General features: G+C 45.8%; 14 protein-coding genes. 5 read left to right on the forward strand and 9 right to left on the reverse strand.

Annotated features, from left to right (window positions below):
- The first annotated feature begins 86 nt into the window (after positions 1–86).
- The gene (locus JNUCC31_RS05970; protein ID WP_192269465.1) at positions 87–2,372 is read left to right on the forward strand and encodes a helix-turn-helix domain-containing protein; all 2,286 of its coding nucleotides are present in this window, start codon (positions 87–89) and stop codon (positions 2,370–2,372) included.
- Between the two features lie 108 nt (positions 2,373–2,480).
- On the opposite strand, the gene JNUCC31_RS05975 is transcribed toward JNUCC31_RS05970, so the two are convergent.
- Both JNUCC31_RS05975 and JNUCC31_RS05980 read right to left on the reverse strand, forming a co-directional pair.
- Entirely contained in the window at positions 2,481–4,550 is a 2,070-nt protein-coding gene (locus JNUCC31_RS05975) for a beta-xylosidase family glycoside hydrolase (RefSeq protein ID WP_192269468.1), read from the reverse strand.
- 72 nt (positions 4,551–4,622) lie between these two features.
- Positions 4,623–6,530 carry a carbohydrate-binding protein gene (locus JNUCC31_RS05980; RefSeq protein ID WP_192269471.1) on the reverse strand — a complete coding sequence of 636 codons (1,908 nt, stop codon included), beginning with the start codon at positions 6,528–6,530 and terminating at the stop codon, positions 4,623–4,625.
- Positions 6,531–7,016: 486 nt separating this feature from the next.
- Here JNUCC31_RS05980 and JNUCC31_RS05985 point away from each other — a divergent pair, with 486 nt between their 5' ends.
- On the forward strand, positions 7,017–8,186 hold the full coding sequence (locus JNUCC31_RS05985) for an aminotransferase class I/II-fold pyridoxal phosphate-dependent enzyme (RefSeq protein ID WP_228469538.1): 1,170 nt from the start codon (positions 7,017–7,019) through the stop codon (positions 8,184–8,186).
- A gap of 219 nt (positions 8,187–8,405) precedes the next feature.
- Positions 8,406–10,466 carry a methyl-accepting chemotaxis protein gene (locus JNUCC31_RS05990; RefSeq protein WP_192269476.1) on the forward strand — a complete coding sequence of 687 codons (2,061 nt, stop codon included), beginning with the start codon at positions 8,406–8,408 and terminating at the stop codon, positions 10,464–10,466.
- A 307-nt stretch (positions 10,467–10,773) separates the two neighbouring features.
- On the opposite strand, the gene JNUCC31_RS05995 is transcribed toward JNUCC31_RS05990, so the two are convergent.
- The 3 genes from JNUCC31_RS05995 to JNUCC31_RS06005 form a co-directional block, all read right to left on the reverse strand.
- Positions 10,774–12,822, reverse strand: a complete 2,049-nt coding sequence (locus JNUCC31_RS05995; protein WP_192269479.1) for an iron ABC transporter permease — start codon at positions 12,820–12,822, stop codon at positions 10,774–10,776.
- Positions 12,819–13,820 carry an ABC transporter substrate-binding protein gene (locus tag JNUCC31_RS06000; protein ID WP_192269483.1) on the reverse strand — a complete coding sequence of 334 codons (1,002 nt, stop codon included), beginning with the start codon at positions 13,818–13,820 and terminating at the stop codon, positions 12,819–12,821. The genes JNUCC31_RS05995 and JNUCC31_RS06000 overlap by 4 nt, the downstream gene beginning before the upstream one ends.
- Positions 13,821–14,105: 285 nt before the next feature.
- Positions 14,106–14,648 carry a CueP family metal-binding protein gene (locus JNUCC31_RS06005; RefSeq protein WP_192269486.1) on the reverse strand — a complete coding sequence of 181 codons (543 nt, stop codon included), beginning with the start codon at positions 14,646–14,648 and terminating at the stop codon, positions 14,106–14,108.
- Between the two features lie 425 nt (positions 14,649–15,073).
- Here JNUCC31_RS06005 and uppS point away from each other — a divergent pair, with 425 nt between their 5' ends.
- Positions 15,074–15,844 (forward strand): undecaprenyl pyrophosphate synthase, encoded by a 771-nt coding sequence (gene uppS, locus JNUCC31_RS06010; protein WP_192269489.1) that lies wholly within the window; start codon positions 15,074–15,076, stop codon positions 15,842–15,844.
- A gap of 23 nt (positions 15,845–15,867) precedes the next feature.
- Here uppS and JNUCC31_RS06015 read toward each other — a convergent pair whose 3' ends face one another.
- On the reverse strand, positions 15,868–16,758 hold the full coding sequence (locus JNUCC31_RS06015) for an alpha/beta fold hydrolase (RefSeq protein WP_192269492.1): 891 nt from the start codon (positions 16,756–16,758) through the stop codon (positions 15,868–15,870).
- Between the two features lie 365 nt (positions 16,759–17,123).
- The gene (locus JNUCC31_RS06020) at positions 17,124–17,795 is read right to left on the reverse strand and encodes a collagen-like triple helix repeat-containing protein (RefSeq protein ID WP_323374363.1); all 672 of its coding nucleotides are present in this window, start codon (positions 17,793–17,795) and stop codon (positions 17,124–17,126) included.
- A gap of 462 nt (positions 17,796–18,257) precedes the next feature.
- On the opposite strand from JNUCC31_RS06020, the gene JNUCC31_RS06025 reads away from it, so the two are divergent.
- The gene (locus JNUCC31_RS06025) at positions 18,258–18,971 is read left to right on the forward strand and encodes a MerR family DNA-binding transcriptional regulator (RefSeq protein WP_192269498.1); all 714 of its coding nucleotides are present in this window, start codon (positions 18,258–18,260) and stop codon (positions 18,969–18,971) included.
- Between the two features lie 208 nt (positions 18,972–19,179).
- Here JNUCC31_RS06025 and JNUCC31_RS06030 read toward each other — a convergent pair whose 3' ends face one another.
- Positions 19,180–19,953 (reverse strand): hypothetical protein, encoded by a 774-nt coding sequence (locus tag JNUCC31_RS06030; protein ID WP_192269502.1) that lies wholly within the window; start codon positions 19,951–19,953, stop codon positions 19,180–19,182.
- Complete coding sequence (locus JNUCC31_RS06035; RefSeq protein WP_192269505.1) at positions 19,898–20,311, reverse strand: hypothetical protein; 414 nt, start codon at positions 20,309–20,311, stop codon at positions 19,898–19,900. Before JNUCC31_RS06035 ends, JNUCC31_RS06030 begins: the two co-directional genes overlap by 56 nt.
- Positions 20,312–20,545: the final 234 nt, after the last annotated feature.

Raw genomic sequence — 20,545 nt, forward strand, 5'->3', positions numbered from 1 at the left:
AAGTGTATATTGTTTGTGTCAGATTTATGCCGCTATGATAGGGTTAACCACTCGATCCGGGGCTGTACTTAAGGGGGAATATCATAATGAAGGGACTGCTTACAAGCAAATTCGCGCTGGATGGACTGTTTGTCAAGCTAATGCTGAGCTTTCTCAGCGTCATCCTGATTTTGGCTTCATTTAACCTGTTCTCCCATCTGTACCTAAGCAACAAGGTCTATCAGGAGATGGTCAGGCAAAATGAACTGGGCCTTGCACAGACCGTTGAAGGGTATGAGAATCACTTCCGACTGACCCAGAATATGATTCTCGCCCTCACTCAATCGGATACCTGGACAGCTAACCTGGGCATTTTGAGCCATATTAAGGAGAACCGCCGTTACGATATTCCCGCAGAGGTCAAGTCAGACCTTTCCACGCTGTACGCCAATCCTTTTTTGCATATCGACAATTTCATTCTCTATTTCAAGCAAGAAGACTATGTACTGGAGAAGGAAGGCCTCAGCAGTGCCAGCGATATGTTCGGGAAATATTATTATAGTAAAGAATATCCGCCGGATTACTGGAAAACTCAAACGATGAACAACCAGTTCCTGAAAGTGATGCCTGCCGCAGCTTTCACTGAAAATACTCTTCATTCTTCACGCTCTCTCGGACAACTGATGCCTGTCATGATGAAGGCCATTCCTTACGAGGATGTGTACGGGATTGTTATGCTGAACCCGCAGCGTATGCAGGATACGTATGGCGATGCCGGCAATAATCCGTTCTACATTCTGGACAATGAGGGGCACCCGCTCTTTACCACAGCGGAAGGGAATATGCAGAACCCTCAGCTTCCTGCAGATGGAAGCAAACATGAACGTATTGGAGATCAGTATTACTTCTATGAGAAAGGCAAGCAAACCGGGTTCATCTATGTCCGGGTCACCCAGGCGGCAGTAATTGCCGCAGAAATGCGCGGTATGCAGCTGCTGCTGGCTGTCCTGCTCGGCGCTGCTATTCTAATTAGCGTGCTCTCCTCCCTGTTTTTCAGTCTGCGATTGAATCAACCGCTTCAGCGCCTCATTGCCGCGTTTGACCGAAATTTGGACAGTGGGCCAGAAAAGTTGAGTGGTGTAAAGGAGTTCGCCATAATCGGTGAGCGCCTCAGTTCCATTCTGGAGAATAATCGCTACATTCAAAGTGACCTGGCGCAGAAAAACTCTCTGGTACGTCAGTATGCCTATACCCATAAAGTGAAGAACATTCCGCTCAGCTCCTATCTGGCGGATCTTGAGGATGTTCGGCAACCCGAGCAGCCCTACGTCTCCATTCTATTCAAGGTCGGCTTCAAGTCTCCGCCAGATGAATTCGATCAACATACCCTGTTATTGTGGAAACTGATTCAGAGCCTGTTCACCAGCAGCAAAAATAATAGCGTTGCACTTCAGCCCGAGCAGGATCAGCTGCTCCTGCTGCTGTTCGATCCTGGTCCACAGAGCGGTATACTGCAGGCGCTGGATACTCTGAAAGAATTGCTCGATACCGAAGAATCCCTCTACCTGACCATCGCGGTAAGTCCAGTGTATTCCGGGGAAATTCCATTTACCGATGCGTACAGCGATCTGTCCAAATTGTTGAAAGAGCGGAGACTGAATGGGGAAACACAGATTATTGTAGAGCCACGTGCTTCCTCCTCGAATGCCTTCCATGTGAAGGTGACTTATGGGGAGGAACTGCACAATCTGCTGCAATCTGGTAATGAGGAGGCTGTTTTCGCTTGGCTGGATCGCCAACTGGAGCAGTTGCAGCATAAGGATGCAGCCGCAGAGGACTTCCGCACGTTTGCAATCGGTATAGCAGAACAAATCGGCAAGACGGTTATGAAACTGAATTTGACGCACATCGAATTCGAACTTCGCTCTTCTCCTCCGGGAGAAGCATTTGCTGGTTTCCATTCCGTTCAGCAGTACAGGAAATGGCTTCAGACGCTCGTTACACCGGTACTAATGGCCGTACGCAATCAGTTGGAAACGCGTGATCCGGTCATCAGCTTTGTGCTGGACTATTTGGACCATCACTATGGGGAAGATATTAATCTGAATATTGTTGCGGATAAGTTGAATCTGACTTCGGGGTACCTTTCGAGTATTTTCAAGGAAAAGACCAACATCAACTTCAGCGAATATCTGAATAATCTGCGGACTGAGCGAGCCAAGGAGTTGCTTGTGAATGTCGATCTGCGAATTCAGGATATCGCCACACAAGTTGGCTATCAGAATGTCAACTCATTCATCCGCATGTTCAAGCGTCGGTACGGGATGACCCCCGGAGAATACCGCAAGCGTCATGCGGGTGATGAGCCATTCATCTCTTCCAGCCATGGATAACAGATACAGCAGCTTCTCCCCGCTCCTCCCTTCGGAAAATAAAATGAACCCCCGCATGGCTTCATGCGAGGGTTCAGCATTTCAAGAAGAAGGCGCTTAGCGCTTCATCTACTCTACATGAAAATAATCAAAATCGGCAAACCCTCCGGTGGACTTGGTTGCATAATTGAACAAAGCAAAGCGGTAGCCCATAAAGTGGGGCAACGTATAAGACATCTGTAGTGTGTTCCCAATCGATGTCCAATTGGTGCCGTTCAGACTATATGCAAAGTAGGCCTTGTCCGTTTGATTCGTAAAATCGCAGATCACTCGGAAATATACTTTGTTTTGGTTCAGCGGCACGGTTGCCACCTCGGTCATCGTCCCGGAGCCGACATTAGCCATGACGATGGATTTGGCATTCCCTGACATCTTCACGCCGACGAAGCCGTACCTGGCTTGAAAAGCAGCAAGACCGGCATAGTCGCCGTCCTTCATACCTGCCGTTTCCATGGCTGTAATGCCTGTACTTTTGGGCCCAAAGGTTCTTTGGGTCAGCGTATTGCGGGCCTCCAAAATACTTGAACTTGTTTTGCCTGTAGTTAGCCTCATGAAACCTGGGCGTTGGGTCAGCGACCAATTTACCGGGTCTGGATTGTGATTCCACTGCCAGAATTTCGCAAGGCTCGCGCTTGCCCCTCCAGGCGCAGCAGTCGTAGAGAAGGAAACATCATCCACGTAAAAATTCATGAGATCATTGCTTGCATCCGGGTTCGCGCTGTAAGGCGTCTCAAGGAATACAAAGGTCTGCGACAGGTCCGCACTAGCAGGGACGGTGTATGTTCCCTGAATGGTGCCCCATTGTCCCTTGGTCAGCGTTGCACTGCCCATAATGGATATACCCGTGTAGCTTGGACCATTTTGAATGCTGAGATTAAACGTTTTGCTTGCGGGTCCCGCTGTATATTTCACTTTTGCCGAAAAGGTATATACGCTGCCCGCCGTCACCTTGCCGGTAATTACTTGTTTCACACCGGCAGCCGTCTGTTGTCGGCCACTGACAAGCAGGCTTTTAGAACCTCCAGCATACTCTGAGGAGGTCGCTGCAATCGATGCCGTATTGTTGCTCGTCCATGGACTCAGGGTAGCATCTTCGAAACCCCCATTGACTATTAACTGTTGAACTGCGCCCGTGTCTGTACCTGATCCGGCATTAAATTCGTCAGAGCCATAAATCTTTTTCGCCGGATACCCCTCCACCGGAACATTCATCGTCAGCGGAACCTTGCCATTCACCCCAAACACAGGCCAGTTATCCGACCATGTTACCGGAACGAGATAAGGAATACGTCCGACTGCCCCGTTGTCTCTGAACAACAATCCGTACCATGAACCTGAAGCGGTGTCTACAATACCTCCCTGAGCAATGCCTGCATTCCTTAAAACAACACGGCCTGTATAATTACCTGTCAAACTGTCTGCGCGATAGGCAATCTGGACACGTCCTTCTCCTGTAGGCCAGGCAATCAGGAAAATATAATACTTTCCGTTGATCTTCTGAATGTGGGCGCCTTCAGCCTTTACAATGAAATTCGAACCAGCCACACTGCTGGCATTCGGAATAAGGACCTGATTCAGGCCGCCCGCCTTGACAGCCGACGCCTCTGCATTAAGCTCAACAATACTGATATTGTCAGTACCATGCACCAGAAATGCCCGTCCGTTGTCAAAAAGCAGTGAAGCATCGTGATAATAACTGCCCAGTGTAGATATGGTCCAAGGCCCTGTCTCAATATTGGTCGTTTTGTAGATATAGGTTTTGCCCGTAGAGAGCGAGCCAAAGGCTACGTAATAGATACCATTGTTGTATCTCAGACTGCTTGCCCAGGAGCCTCTCCCATATTCATTCTGACCGTTGTTCAGGAGATGAGAGTCGGTATTTGCGTACGTATCATATACATAATTCACAATTTCCCAATTTACGAGATCGTATGATTTCATGATGGGCACCCCTGGACTCATATGCATCGTGGTGCTCGTCATATAATACGCGTTGCCTACCCGAATGACGTCACTATCCGGAACATCGGCATGGATCACCGGATTACTGAACGTTGTAGCCGCCGAAGCGGGAGCAACTGGAGTCGCTATCACAAGCAGCGGGACAACCAGTAACAACATGCCTAGCCTTTTCCACATTCACATGGCCTCCTGATCATTTCATGGATTCATTGCATACATGCCGCGCTACCTTTCGGATCTAACCATGGATCACAAGGAATACTCCATATAATCCACATACGCATCCCATGTCCCATTATCAGTGGTAACAACCAGTTTGACCTCCTGGGGTCCAGTTGCATGGGTGATGTTGGACAAGGTTTGAACGGTAGGCTGAGTTCCGGTGAAATAAAAGGAACCATGTGTTACGCCGCCAATCACCAGATCCACTCTTGCTGTACTACTGTTGTTGGAGGCTCCACGGACCGAGAATTGATGCGTCGGATTGCCAAAATATTGATTATACGCCACAGCATCCTCATTGGCATATAACGCTACCCCGTTGAAGGGGGAACTGATCGCTCCCGCATATGGACCACTAATCGTCATGCTCTCAGCCTCAACCTTGGTTACCGGATTGCTGGATGTGTTGTTGCCGAACTGCCAGTAATCCAGATTGAACAGGTTAGCGCCGCCCGTACCCGTGAATACCAGATACAATCGGTGTACACCTGTGGCATTATTTACGGTGGTTTGAACTTCCTTCCATGTTTGTGCACCGCCCGTTGGAGTTACATTAAGCGTGCCAACAAGCGGACCTGTCGCGCTGTCAAGACGAATTTCAATTTTGCCGCCTACGGTTGAAGCGACATTGGCTTTGAAGGTACTAGCGCCAGCAGAACCAAAGTCTACGTTACCCAAAGCGATCCAGTCGCCATTATGAATATTCGTGACATTCTGGTTGCTGAACGGTCCACCACTAGCCTGAGTCGCCTCGGTTGTAATTCCCGCCTGCCATCCAATCGTCTCAGCCTCCACCCGGTTATATGGGTTCAGATTGGTGATCTGCGAAATACCCGCCAGGTTGCCCTGCACCTCCTGAATTGTTCCATCGGCACTATGCACCAGCCTGTTGATATTCGGCGAACGGTATCCCTTTCCATCACCATGCTGAGCTTTACTCACCGTTTGGGCATGGTACACGGTGTACCACTGGTTGTTGAAATTAAATACAGCATGGTGATTGTTCCCCCCAACACCGAAAAAGGCATACGGATTTTTCAAAAAATGACCTTTGTACGTAAACGGACCCATCGGATTGTCACTTACCATGTAACCAATCTCTCCAGCCGGATAGGCAGGCGGGTGTGTACCGGAAAAGTTAATACAGTACGAGTAATAATATTTGCCATTATACTTATGAATGCCCGAGTCCTCGAACAAATACGGCGCATCAATCATGGTGGCACTTCCGACAACACTCGTCATGTTGTCTCCCAGTTTGAGAACACGGGCCGTTTGGGGATTTGCGATGGACGCCGGATCGGAATTATTTGGAATGCCTCCACCGACATACAGGTATCCCGTTCCGTTGTCATCAACCAGCACAGCCGGGTCAAAAAGCCATGTTACACCTGACATGCCAGGTGTACTGTGTGTTACCAGCGCCTTGCCAAGCGGGTCGCTCCACGGTCCAATGGGTGAATCCGCCGTAAGCACACCAATGCCTGATGCACTATTTGCAAAATAAAGGAAGAACTTATCCTTTCCTGCTATATTTTTTTTGGTAGCTGCTGGAGCCCATGAGCCCCATGCCCATTTGGCAATGCCTTGACCATTATTGGCATTATTGCTGCCTGCCACCGGAATGGCTCCATGGTCTGTCCAGTTCACCATGTCGGCAGAGGATATGACATGAACTTTGTTCAGCATGCTAAAGTCATTCTCTTTAACCGTACCATTACTGTTGTAGATATAGGCGTCACTTGACATGTAAATGTAAACTCGGCCATTGTGTACCAGCACACTGGGGTCAGCTCCCAGTTTATGATCCATGAGCGGGTTCGCGTTTCCAGGAAGTTTCGCGAGAGGCTGATTCGCAGCATGGGCGAACCCCATAGGCAAACCACTGAATAACAAAACCAATGCCAACAAAAATACCAATCGTTTTCGCATCATTTACTTTTCCTCCCAATTTAGGTTGAATTCGTGTTAACGATATGAATCTTAATCACTCACCTCTTTTCTGTGCAGATTGCCTCCTGGAAAAGCGCTAGCATATATGGTTTAAGCCGAGCCGATCGCAACCTGTTTTGCAAGGTTTACCATGACTCAGACACCAACCCTTGATTAAACAGAAGATAGTAATCAGTCCAAATCATATAATTACTCCGGTTGTTTATTGGAAACGCTTTCAATATGATAGAACAAGAAACATTCACCTCGAAGCGCAGAGTGTTTTATGTAATTAATTTCTATATATGTCATTTTATGTGATTATTTAAAGACATCATATCATACTTTATTCAAAATACAACCAATTCTCTTGCTTTATCCTCAAATTCTGATGTGATGTCGATGAAGATCCTCTCGTTCACTTCTCATTTGTCCTTTCTCCATTTATGATAGAAAGAGACTACTGGAGAATCAGTTACGGAGGCTGTGATGATGAAATCTGCTAAACGCATGAATTATTTTAAAGAGGGAATTTTCACCCGTTTGCTTGAGATGAAACGGCAACGACTGGAGAATGGCGAACCTGTCATCGATCTTAGTGTGGGCACACCCAATATTCCTCCGGCACAACATATTATTGACGCTTTGGTTGAAGCAGCAGCAGACACGCAGAACTATATATACGCCATCAATGATCAGAATGAGCTGCTGCGGGCTGTTAGCGAATGGTATCAAACAAGATACCAGGTACAGCTGAACCCCACGACCGAAATCTGCTCATTGCTTGGTTCCCAGGAGGGATTGGCGCATATATCCCTGTCCATTGTTGATGAAGGGGATCTCGTGCTTGTTCCCGATCCCTGTTATCCAATTTTCGCGGATGGACCCTTACTGGCTGGAGCTGAATTGTACTACATTTCGCAAAAGGAAGCGCACGGATATGTCATTCAACTTCAGGACATCCCGGAGGATATCGCACACCGGGCCAAATTCATGCTGGTTTCCTATCCCAACAATCCCACTACCGCGATGGCACCGGAGCAGTTCTACCTCGATTTGATTGCATTTGCCAAGAAATATGATATTATCGTTCTCCATGACAATGCCTATAGTGAGCTTGTGTTTGATGGACGAGCGTGTGGAAGCTTCCTTTCGTTTCCCGGAGCGATCGATGTGGGCGTGGAATTCAACTCCTTGTCCAAAACCTATGGGTTGGCCGGAGCGCGGATCGGCTTCTGTGTGGGTAACCCGGATATGGTATCCATGCTGAAAAAATTAAAGTCCAATATGGACTATGGCATGTTCCTGCCACTCCAAAAGGCTGCCATTGCTGCAATTACTGGAGATCAGACGGAAGTTGGACGGGTAAGAGCCATCTACGAGGAGCGCAGAGACGTCCTGTGTGAGGGCTTAAGCCGGTTGGGATGGAAGATCGCGAAACCTGAAGCTACGATGTTCATCTGGACACGAATTCCTGCTCACTATGACACGTCAGAACAATTTGCCATGGACTTGGTCACCCGAGCAGGGGTCATCGTAACCCCCGGAAGTGCCTTTGGACCTTCAGGCGAAGGATACGTTCGTTTGGCATTGGTTCAGGATGTTGAGATGCTCCACCAGGCTATAAAGTTTGTGGAAGAATCCGGTATCCTAAACTAGTAATTTATACAAACAAAACAACCGTATAATTGCAATTTATTTTACCGTTATAAAGCGAGCCATTAGGCTCTCTTTTCTTTTTTTGTGCCTTTATGCACCAAATTCGAATTGTTCATTATATCCTTCCCTCTCCATCTATCGAAAAGCAGCCCAAATTCCGACATATTACATAAGAGCTCATCAGCTCATTCATTACAGATTTCGGGGGGAGATGGCAACATGTCACAGCTTGCAAAAAAGAGGGGCTTCAGATTATCAAGCATCGCTAACACTTTGTCCATGGTGTTATTAGTCATTATCGTTGTCGTCTTTTCTATTCTGGGAACGTTTATGTTCTCCAGTACCCGAAGCATCCTGATTAAGCAGCAGGAATCTATGCTTCAAACCAAGACACAAGCCATCGTCAGTGAATTCGATGCACTATTTAAGGAAAAAGGTTCACTTGTTAAACAGATGTCTACAAATAATCTATTTAAACAATACATTGAAACGACGGAGCCCGGAACGGTAAAAACATCAGAATATGCCGCAGAGACGCAAGCCACATTGGCAGCCATTGTTGCGGCCGAACCTTCCTTTGCAGATGCGTGGGTAGCAGGGGTATCCGGCAAAGGATTCTGGTTCCAGAATGACGGAGTATCATCCGATTCCGCATTTGTTATCCAGGATCGTCCGTATTACAAACCGGCAGTTGCAGCAAACGGCTTGTATTACTCCGATCCGTATGCAGATATTGCTTCGGGAAATGTACTCATGGGTATCTTCTACCCGGTTAAGAATGACAGCGGGGAATTAATCGGGTTTGTCGTGGCTGATATCGCCTTTAAAGACATTCCTGCCATTATGAAAAGCTACACGCTCGGAAGTACAGGGTATTCCATCCTAGCCTCCAAAACCGGAGATATTCTGTATCACCCTGATCAGAATAAGGTGCTGAAGGAAAAAATTACGGATAGCCCGGGTGATCTCGGAGAAATCGGACAGAAAATGGTTGCTGGCGAATCCGGGGTACAGCTGATTAATGATAATGGGGAAAATCGTTATATCGGATATGCCACCAGCAAAGATACGGGATGGTCGGTAGGCTTAACCATTTCCGAGAAAGAAGTCATGGATGAATTACAAACCTTTACCACGATTACACTTGGCGGCTTCATTATTGCGGCGATTGTGCTCGTTGTCATGGCGTATATCACCCTTCGTTACCTGCTGAGATCCATACCGAAGCTGCTGGAGAAAATCAAGTTGATTGAAAACGGGGATTTAACGGTTCCGTTTGATAGCAAATCCAATAATGAAATCGGGCAAATTTCTCAGGGAATTCACCATATGGTGCAAAATATTCAGCGAATGCTGCAGATGGTTGGCAGCTCCGCCCAGGTCTTGAATCAGTCTTCTGACGACCTGCAATCCATTTCTTCCAGAACGGCTATAACGATGAATGATACAGCAACCGCCGTTAATGAAATCGCTAATGCAACCAATTATCAATCCATCGAAACCGAGAACATTTTACGCAAAACCGGAAACTTGTCTGGACAAATTGATGAAATTGCCAGCGATGCCCAAGCCATCGAGACGATGGTGCAGACTTCTGCCAAACAAAGCGAAATGGGGCTTCATGTCGTGGAACAGTTGTCCAAATGGGCCGCAGAAAATCATCACTCCACACAGACCATGTCATCCATTATTCAGGATATTGATCTGAGCCGTAATGAAATATCCAGTTTTGTAGACACGGTTAAACAAATTGCTTCACAGACCAATCTGCTGGCGCTAAATGCTTCCATTGAAGCTGCACGTGCTGGTGAACATGGCAGAGGTTTTGCTGTCGTCGCCGAGGAGGTACGCAAGCTTGCTGAGCAGACTGCACAGGCGACTGAAGAAATTAACAAAAAGGTACATGTGATAGAAGAGAAAACAAACGTATCCGTAGAGCATACTGCCCGAAGTTTGAACATTGCTGAAGAAAATGCCAAATCCGTAGAGAACACCAAACAAGTCTTCTTTAACATTAACAAGGATTTGGAACATTTGAAATTGCGCATGATTCAGATCAGCAGCAACACTGCCAATATTCATAAGCATAAAGATGAGATTTTGCAAGCATTGGAGATCATTTCTTCCACAACTGAGCAGAACTCCGCTTCAACCGAAGAGGTTAGCGCGAGTACACAGGAACAACTGGATAGCATCGAACAGGTTGCGGATCTCTCCAAACAATTGAATCAGTTGTCTACGAAGCTACAGGAGGAATTAACCGAATTCAAGGTCGAATAATACCGTTTGGTAGAGGATAAGGAGTCACTCTATTAAGCGTTACTCCTCAGCAATATCCCCCAGGTCTACAGGTGCACATGAGCTTCACGTTTGTTAATGTGAGCTTTACACACTGTAGACCTGTTTTTTATTAGGTAAAGACTACATATGAGCAGGTGCAACCTCGCATAGTTGGACATGCAAACTGGCTTAACCATAAACAAAAAGGGTAACCGATAGGTCATGAGCATGACATGACTTATCGGTTACCCCTTTGAAGCGAGAGTGGAATCAATCCCTTTCGAGACAGCCCCCTGAATTAACATCGTTATACGGACTTGCGCCAGTTGGAACGATACATCAGATACAGGAAGTACGGCGTTCCAATGATTGCAATGAGTATGCCAGATGGGATCTCTGTTGGCGCCATGACCGTTCTGCCGATCGTATCGGCCAATACCAGCATGACTGCCCCCGCCAATGCGGATAAAAACATGGATCGTCTTAATTTATGTCCTGTCAACAGCCGAACCATATGTGGTGCAATCAGACCGATAAAACCAACGGTCCCTACACAAGCGACAGCACCTGCTGCCAGCAGCACCCCTGTCGTCATGGCCAATAATCGTGTACGGCGCACACTCAATCCAAGTCCTGATGCACTATTGTCGTCAAATACCAACAGTTCGAATCTGCGAGCGAGCCACCAAGCCACCGGAACCAGGATAACTAAAAATATACCGATCGTCCTCACCTGATCCCAGGTACGGGCATAGGTACTTCCGGTCAGCCAGATATATCCGCTGCTGCCATATACCGCACCACGTACAATCAGAATCTGAATACCTGCTCCAGCAATGGCAGACATCGCGATCCCCAGCAATACAACCGCAGACGGGTTCAGCCCTTTCCTCCAAGAGAGGGAGAACACAACCACTGCGGCGATGGCTGCACCGATGATTGCCGCTATGGGCAGCAAATATATCGGAAGACCGGGCAACAAAATGAGGACCATCATTGCTCCAAGCCCAGCACCAGAGGACACACCCACGATTGAAGCATCTGCCAGCGGATTACGCACCGCCATCTGGATTAACACACCGCTGATCGCCAGTGCAGCACCCGCACCTGCGGCAACAAGCGTACGCGGAATTCGAAGCTGAATCAGCGCGGAGAACAGTCCATCCGATTGGAACAGACTCGGCAACAGATCGGCGAACGGAATGCGCATGCCGCCAAACATCGTACTGAGCAAGATCAGCAGCACAGTTATAACCGAAAATAATACGGCCATCGGGCCGAATGCAAAACGACGTGAAGGCGCTCCTGTACTCATTGAAGCGGACATGCCCGACCCGTTAGCTGTCTTCATGCGTGTAAGTACAAGCCAGATCAGCCACGGCGCACCAATGATCGCCATTACAGCCCCTGTCGGCAGCTCCATGCTGGAGTTATGCACCATCTTGGCGAGTACGTCTGCACCAATCAGGAGCGCCGCTCCCCATATAAAAACACCGGGTAACAGTAATCGATTGGAACGTACACCACTCAATCGAACCAGATGCGGTGCCACGAGTCCCACGAAGCCAATTGGCCCGATTACACTGACGATCACCGCTGCCAGCAATACCGCGATAATCAAACCACCGGCACGAGCGAGTCCAACCTTTTGACCCAAAGAGGAGGCCGTGGATTCATCCAGCTCCAGCATATCCCACTGTCTGGACAAGATTAGCGCGAGAATGGTAATACCAATTACCCAAGGCCAAGCATAAGTTACGCCACTCCAATCATTCTGAACGAGTGTTCCCGAACCCCAAAGAAAAAGTCCCTGCGTTTCCATGGAGAAAAAAATATGCAGTGCGCTTGTAAATGAACCAAGCACCATCGACACGATCATACCGGATAACGCCAGTCGAACGGGGCTGGATCTTCGTCCTCCGCCCATGAAATAAGCTGCGAATGCCGCAAGCAACCCCCCAAGAGCTGCGAATAGAAAAGGCGACTGACTCAATACGCCCGGAAAGAGAATGGCTCCCAGCACCACGATAAAATATGCTCCTGCATTAATACCCAGTGTGTCTGACGCAGCGAGCGGATTTCGAGTGATCGTCTGCAACAGCGCTCCCGCAACAGCTAGCGCCCCTCCCGAGATAATACCAATTACCGTACGTGGCATGCGCAAATCCCAGATCATATTGTGCTCCAATGTATTCTGTCTGCCCGTAAGTGCGTCCCAAACGGTGTGCAATGAAATGGCTGCCTCTCCATAACAAAGGCTTACAAAAAAAAGCACGATGAGAGCGGATAGACCGCCCCCATATATGCTTATTGTGCGCCAGTTCATAGCTGGCTTTGCTCCCTGAACCGAACTCATTTGGTGATCGCCTCAACAACCCCGTCAACTAATACTTTGGAGGAGATCGGTCCACCAAATGTCCAAGTTGTACTATCGAGTTGATAAATACGTTTATCCTTCACAAAGTTCAGTCCATTCCAAACCGAGTTATCTTTCATCGCTGTGCCAAAAACATCATCGTCTGGCTGTGTAATATAAATGAAGTTACTGTCCTGTACGGTCGACAGTGATTCAATTCCTACAGTGGAGAATCCATACCCTTCAACCTTGTCCGGCTGCCAATCGTTAACCATGCCGATTTTGTCCAATGTGCCGATGACGACCGAGTTATCGGTAAACATACGCAGACTGGCCGCATTTTGATATGTGAATGCCTGTGTCAGGGCAAAGTGGAAATTATCTTTACCGGCAGCAGCCAATTTTTCTTTGGCTTCTACATAATGCTGATCCAGTTCATCCAGCACTTGTTTCGCTTTGTCCTCTTTGCCAAGAGCAATTGCGATGTTATTAAATATATCTGTCATTTTGTCATAATTATAGCCATCGCCATCATAAGGGTCGAATTCAATCGTTGGTGCAATTGCATTAAGCTGATCGTAAACAGCATTATTATTATCTGCATTAGCAATGATGAGATCCGGCTTCAATGCAGCAATCGCTTCCAGATTCGGCTCACTCCGTGTTCCAATATCTGTTACACTGTCATCCAGCGCTGCTTCGGGTGTTACATAGACTTTATAATTGGCGTTATCTGCATTACCTACTGGCTGAACGCCCAGTGCAACCACATCTTCGGTATATGTCCATTCCAGCGTAACCACACGCTCTGCCGGTTTGTCCAGCTTAAGCTCCCCGCGTTTATGCTTAACCGTTACCGGACCTGCTGTCTCTTCGGCCGGAGCACTACCGGAATCGGCATCCTGACTTGGTTCAGTAGTACTATTGGTTTTACCGCAACCCGCCAGAACCAGCACAAACGCCAGCATGATTAGAAGTCCGTTCAAGCTTTTTTTCATATCTCTTTCTCCCCTGTTTATATGTATTTATATGATAACAATTATCATTATCACTTATGGATTATCCTGTAGAATTGCGATTTTGTCAATTCAAAAGAGTTATTATTATCATTTATAATCGCTTCCCGTCACAATATGAGGAGTGAAAAATGAAAGAACCCGCGATCTAGGCGGGCTCTCCAGCGTACAAGAAACATCCTGCTCTCCGATGGGAAAGATGGACTGGGTCCCATTATGGAATACAGGGATCATTCGAAGATATTCCGTATCTTCCCTTTCCGATAACTAACTCAACTGCATCGTTGTAATGCATGTATTATCTTCTTCATATGTAGACAGCTGTGTCTCTGCGACCTTACCATCATGCACCACACGAATGAGGTATGACTTATCCCTGGCTAACCAGAAATCCATAAAACCATTGGAACCGGCTTTTATCTCAGCATCTTTCATCAGCGTATTGCCTTCGGAGTCATGGATCGTCACCATGAATTTCTTATTTTTCATTTCGCCCTGGCATCCGGTCAGGCTATGAATTGCACAAGGGTGAGTTTGCTCCACGTAAGGCGCAATGGAAAGAAAAAACTCATTTTCAGGCAAATCATAGGTTTTCGTTTCGTTATCCTTATCGGTAACCGTTAATTGAGTTGCGTTGATCGAGGCAGATTCCGGTGTCTCTTTGCCTGTGCTGATATCTTCTACCAATTTTCTAATATTGGGTGCTTCGGCGTTACCTGCCTCCTCCCTTCCCACATTACCAGTAATCAGATAGGCTCCCAGCACAATGACAACTACTAAACTGGCAATGATCCACATTTGTTTTTTCATCTGACGTTCATCTCCTCGTCCGTTTAGGTTTATTATAAGGGAGAACGTACCATCATGGACTTAATCGACATGGAGTTCACCAGATATTCACATATCTGTATGTTCCATTCGCATCATGCTAGATGGTCATTGAGGCTCTATAAAAACTGCCAAAAACCGGCGATCGGGTCACGCCATTGTCCTACGTCAAATTTGGCATATAAGTACAGTGCTCCATAAGCTTGCACGCATAAGGGTATGGTCTCTTCCTGACAAATGTTGTACATATGGGCTACCGCTCGCACGATGGTGACATGGTAAGCCTACCATGGCATGTTCCTATCCAATCCTATATAATAATATAAATTCTGGAAATCAATTTGAACAAGTTGAATCAATTATACGTGTCTAACCCATTCTAACTTGAGGAGCAGGAGGAATTTCCATTGAAATGGCACCGTGTACATAAACAAAAACCTAATGCTATACATTCCGTCGACTGGACCGGGCTGGTCCCGAAACATATCGCGATCATGATGGATGGAAATGGGAGATGGGCGACGAGAAGAGGGTTGCCCAGAAGTGCCGGACACTATGCAGGAATGCAGACGATGCGGGAAGTGATAAGCATGTGCCACAAAAACGGGATCACCTCTCTAACCCTATATGCGTTCTCTACTGAAAACTGGAAAAGACCCAAGGAAGAGGTCGACTACATCATTAGTCTGGTGGTCGAATTTGTACAGGATACAACGGTCCAGGAATTGAATCAGAATAATATTAAAGTTAATTTTATTGGCGATATCTCGAAATTCCCGGAAGAAACACAGGAAGCAATGCGCAACGTGGTGGAACTAACCCGGGCTAACAGCGGAATGGCTGTTTACTTTGCAATGAATTATGGAGGGAAAAACGATATTGTGCAAGCCATCAAAACGTACATCCAAGAAAACGTCGATGAACACAAAGAAACCTCGGAAATCTCCGAGGCAGAATTCGAAAAATTTTTGTATACAGGCGAAAATCCTGCCCCGGATCTGCTGATCCGGACAAGTGGAGAGAAACGGCTAAGCAATTTTCTATTATGGCAAGCCGCCTATTCCGAACTATGGTTTACGGATGTGATGTGGCCGGATTTCAATGAACAATTGTTATATGAATCCATTCTGTCTTATCAGCAGCGCAAGCAAAGAGCATTAGACGATGTAACAAAATAATTCATCTTTGTTCCTGCCGATCCTCAGCTCAGATAAGATTTTAACCAGGGTTGGATAACAGGGAGAACGGTACTGGGTTGCATCGCTTTGGTGTGATCCATATCCTCCCCCTTGATGATTTCGACGGTCCAGCCGAAGTTTTCTAGAATTTTTTTATTCTTTTGCAGCCGTTCCGCGATATTCACTGTCACATTCCCAAACTTTTCACCATATACAATTGTATCTTTCTCACCTGCAAAAGTTAATCTCGGGATACTCAGCTGATCTTGAATGAGTTGGTCATCAAAATCCAATAAACTTTGGTACATGGTGACAAATTGTTTTGTTTGAGCCGGATCAATTTGGATCTGAATGTTGTCCCAGTCGACCTCATCCGGGTATATCTGCTCCGAGTTCATCGATGCTTGTCCTTCTTGTTCATGTTCCAATTTCCCATGTTGCTTCAATGCTTCTTCATATGTCCTTGCCGTAACTACTCGCATTTCCTCATAAGGTCCTTTATATGGCGGGAATCCTCCCATAATAAGACTTTCGATCCGGTCGGTCCGAAGTGCGAGTTGCAACCCGACAAGGGCCAGCCAAGAGTATCCGTAATAACTGAATTGATTCACATTCATTTGATCTGCAATTCGTAATAAATCCTGGGTTATATGTTCGGGTGTGAAATGATCCGGATAAGGATGTGCCATATAGTGTCCTTCATAATCAAAATGCAGAATCTGATATTCATCCGAAAGTCCAGCAATAAACTTTGCACCCAATTCAGGATCAACACCCCATAACTTTAAGGTTTCGGCTTCTTGTCCGGTTACGGACTTTTTAGCGATGGGCAGCATAATGACTTTGCGATCGGCATTTCCGGTTAGACCCACTTCCAGCTCTGAACCGTTTTTCATCTTAATTATTCTCTTCAATTGAACCACTCCTTTGCTGTTATCCCTCAGAGTAAAACATTATATGCGTTTTTTAGGTCTGTCCAAATTCTAACCAGAGCTTCCTCTTTCTTAAGTATCTTGTCCAGCTTGAACGTGACGTAGGCGTAATCTCAGTGACCTTCATCCCTTCAGTAGATACCAGCATTGTGAACCTCTTACCAGACTTTGGGGGCTTGGCTTCGGAAACGAAAGAGAGCGGCGGCGATGTCTCTTAGCTTCATCGTCCCGCCGCTTTCCAGTCCCCGATAATTCAGACTATCTTTTAGAATAAATAGACTTATTGACTGGATAAAAGACATAAACTTTTATTTTTATGCTCACATAAACTATATTGAGAATCGGAATTAAGGAGTCAATTTCAGAATGGTCAAAGTGGTATTTAGATTGTTATGCAACTGTGCAGGAGTTGCATTCGCATTTACCAGTTGGATCGTCGTCGGAACTGTTGTGACCGTAATAATAACTTCAGCAGATATGGGCCCTCCTCCATTACCCGTAAAAGGTACTGGTGTTATGGGTGTTCCATTAACCGTAAGGTTGAAATCGGCATTACCCTGATTATGAATGGTGAAGGAGATAAAGTAACTTCCTGTTTCATTAATTGTTATCGTCGAAGATGGCGGCACGAAGGTGAATGCTCCGCCTACATTAGCCAAAACTCCGGTTAAAGTGATTGGTGAGTTTCCTGGAACGGTGTCAGTACCTGTACCGGGATCTGCTCGAAAAACACTCAAGAAATCGGATATTCCAGCCCCGGCTGGGCCCGTGGCTCCAGCAGGGCCAGTTGCACCTACTGCACCTACGGGGCCGGCAGGGCCGACAGGACCCACTGGGCCCACTGGGCCAGCAGGACCAGCAGGGCCAACTGCTCCGATCGCGCCAGCCGGACCCGCTGGGCCTTGTATACCAGGAACTCCTTGCAGTCCGGCTGGCCCCGGTACCCCCGGAGCACCAGTCGGGCCTACCGGTCCAATTGGGCCAGGAATCCCTGGAGAGCCTTGCGGTGCATTAATCACAATTTTAGGTTTAACCCTTAAAAAAATCTTACCCTTAACACCACAATGCAATTGTTTTTTAAATTTACGTCTACAAATACGTTTCCCATGACGATTTATCAATTAACTCACCTCCGTGATATTTCTCCACATACTATGTGTAACAATCACGGGGGGCATAGACAGTTAACCATAATTAGGAAAATTATAGTGCCTATTATTAGATAAGTTGTCTATTAAAACTATTAATTTTCATTTCATCCTTCTGCAATTCAATGTCCAACTCCCCACCATTGCATTTTTTTGCATTTTAATTATTTTCTTTTTAGTGACTACTCCTTTGCTGTCTATACATTCAGTCTATAACATTGATGCAATATTCCGGTTTTCATAATTAAAGTGCTGATCAAATATACCCATTGCCTCTTTTTATGTTAGTGTAGCACTTGAAGGTTTTACTTGAAGCATGAGGAGTAGAAGCAAATGAACTTTACATATACACCTGGACAGATTGCAACTGAACTAGCCATTAGTACAACCACGCTGAGACGTTATGAAAAAGAAGACCTGATTCCCGACGTTCCACGGACCGCCAGCAATCACAGGTACTACACGTCCTTTCACTTTCAAGCGTTCATCGCCATTCGTTCGTTATTAAAGGGTTATGAGATTCCCGTTGTATATGAAGTCATGAGGAAAGTTAAACGCGGGGAAATCAACGACGCACTTTGGCTTTTGAACCAGCAGTTGTATAACACTCAACTGGAGAAACAACGGGTTGATGAGATATGGATCATGATCCAACAGACCGATTTTTCAGAATATAAGAATGTTAAAATCACGAATGCAATGACGATTGGGAAAGTCGCTGAAGTAGCTGGGGTCAACACTTCTGCCATCAGACATTGGGAAAAAGAAGGGTTAATTCGTTCGGAACGGGACAAGCAGAATGGTTATCGAATGTACACTAGAGCTGAGCTGAGAAAGATATTGGTCATTAGCAGCTTAAGAAAATCCGTTTACTACATTGAACATATGAAAGAGCTTCTAAATTCGCTGGATACTCAGAATTACACACAAATCCAAAACGCCTTCCAGCTTGCATTGCAAAAGCTAAACAAGCAACTGACGCTTCAATTTGAAGGAATAAAGGAACTTATGAGATATATTGCTTTACATCAGGAACCACAGGGGTAACCCCCTTATCAAGCTTCTTCCAATTTATTTTCCAATCCAGCACCAAACACTTTGGCTTGTTTGGCAGAGCAAGAAATTAGCTTCCAGAAGAGACTATACAAACAAAGCACACCAGAATTAGACGGTGCGCCTGTTTGTATTTTGTTTGAACCATGTCGAAATTGTTGTTATCTATACGTTACGTCAACTTCTATTTTGCATCATTACATCAAACAAATAAGTGCTCATATTTTCGAATCTGAAATCTTAAAATTTGCGATACTCTCCCAAGCTCATGGTCATGTTCTTTTATAAATTGCGTAACTGAAGAACGATTAAATTGAAGATTTGTTTCCAATGCACGTGCTTGTTTTGAAAAATCACTGCTAAATGGCTTCGCTTTGATTTTACGCAATGCAACACTCGTTGGCATACTCATGGGATAGTCCGTTGTATCAGATAAGAGGCTTAAACCATGATCAAACAGTGGACAAAGTCTATATCCGTTAGAACCATGTATAAAAGCAATATTATTCAGATGTCGGTCTTCATTTAGCAAAATAGCATCCAAAGGTAACATCAGTGAGAAGTACTCTAGCGTATCTAATTTCAAAACATCCTTGAGAAACTCAACAACGGATAACACTAAATCTCGTGTGCTCTGTCCCTGCTGTAAATCATCAAATTTAACACCATAGCTCTCCAAAATGCGATGCAAAGTAATGATACTCTCTCCTGGATGAAGAAAATCTTCGGAGTAGCAACCCTCATACTTGATGTTGTCCTCTATCAGAACACATTGTTTGTAAGGAACTTTAAGTTGTGTAGGGATGTTGGAACGATGAATCAACTCGAACGCTACCCATTCTGCCAATCCCTCATACCCAAACTTATTAGCTTTCGCCCACTTATCATCAATTTTCCATTTTAGTTGGTCACCCTTGCTACTACTCACAAAAGTTTGACGAATATTCTTGTTCACCTGCAAAACGGGGATGGACATCGGCACAGGTCAACTCCTCATTAGAAAATCGAATCCATACATAATCATCATATAACACGCCATGTGTTTGTTTTACGATTTCCGAAGCTACATAATCATTCAGACCCAATGATTGCAAAATTTTATCCGCATGGTGTCTGGTGCGAGGGAAACATCTTGATTCAAAATAATCCAGTACATCCCCTACGGTCACCTTGGACTTGTTTGGAAAGGGAAGAAAAACAGGCAATACATTGTGGTCTTGCCATACTTCAACCGTTTGATTTCTATAATCCAGCTTCACTTTAGCAATGACTCGATCATGCTCCAAAACCTCAAACTCAAGAGGAGGAGCCATGAATAGACTTGATTTTTTCATCTTCTGCCTCCCATGTAACACTTGTCATGCTTGTTGAATATAATTATATCATTTCTTTAACTTGTTTATCATTTCCCCCCTCTCCCATTCTTTAAAAAAAAGCCCGACACATGTTCTTCAAACGCAATGAGCTGACCATAAAAAAACTTCGACTTGATGCCCATTTAGTTTGCAAATGGCTTTTCCATCCGTAAGTAGTACTTTCTTTCATTGTACTGTTTTGCATCCTTCCAT

The sequence above is a fragment of the Paenibacillus sp. JNUCC-31 genome (assembly GCF_014844075.1).
GTDB lineage: Bacteria > Bacillota > Bacilli > Paenibacillales > Paenibacillaceae > Paenibacillus.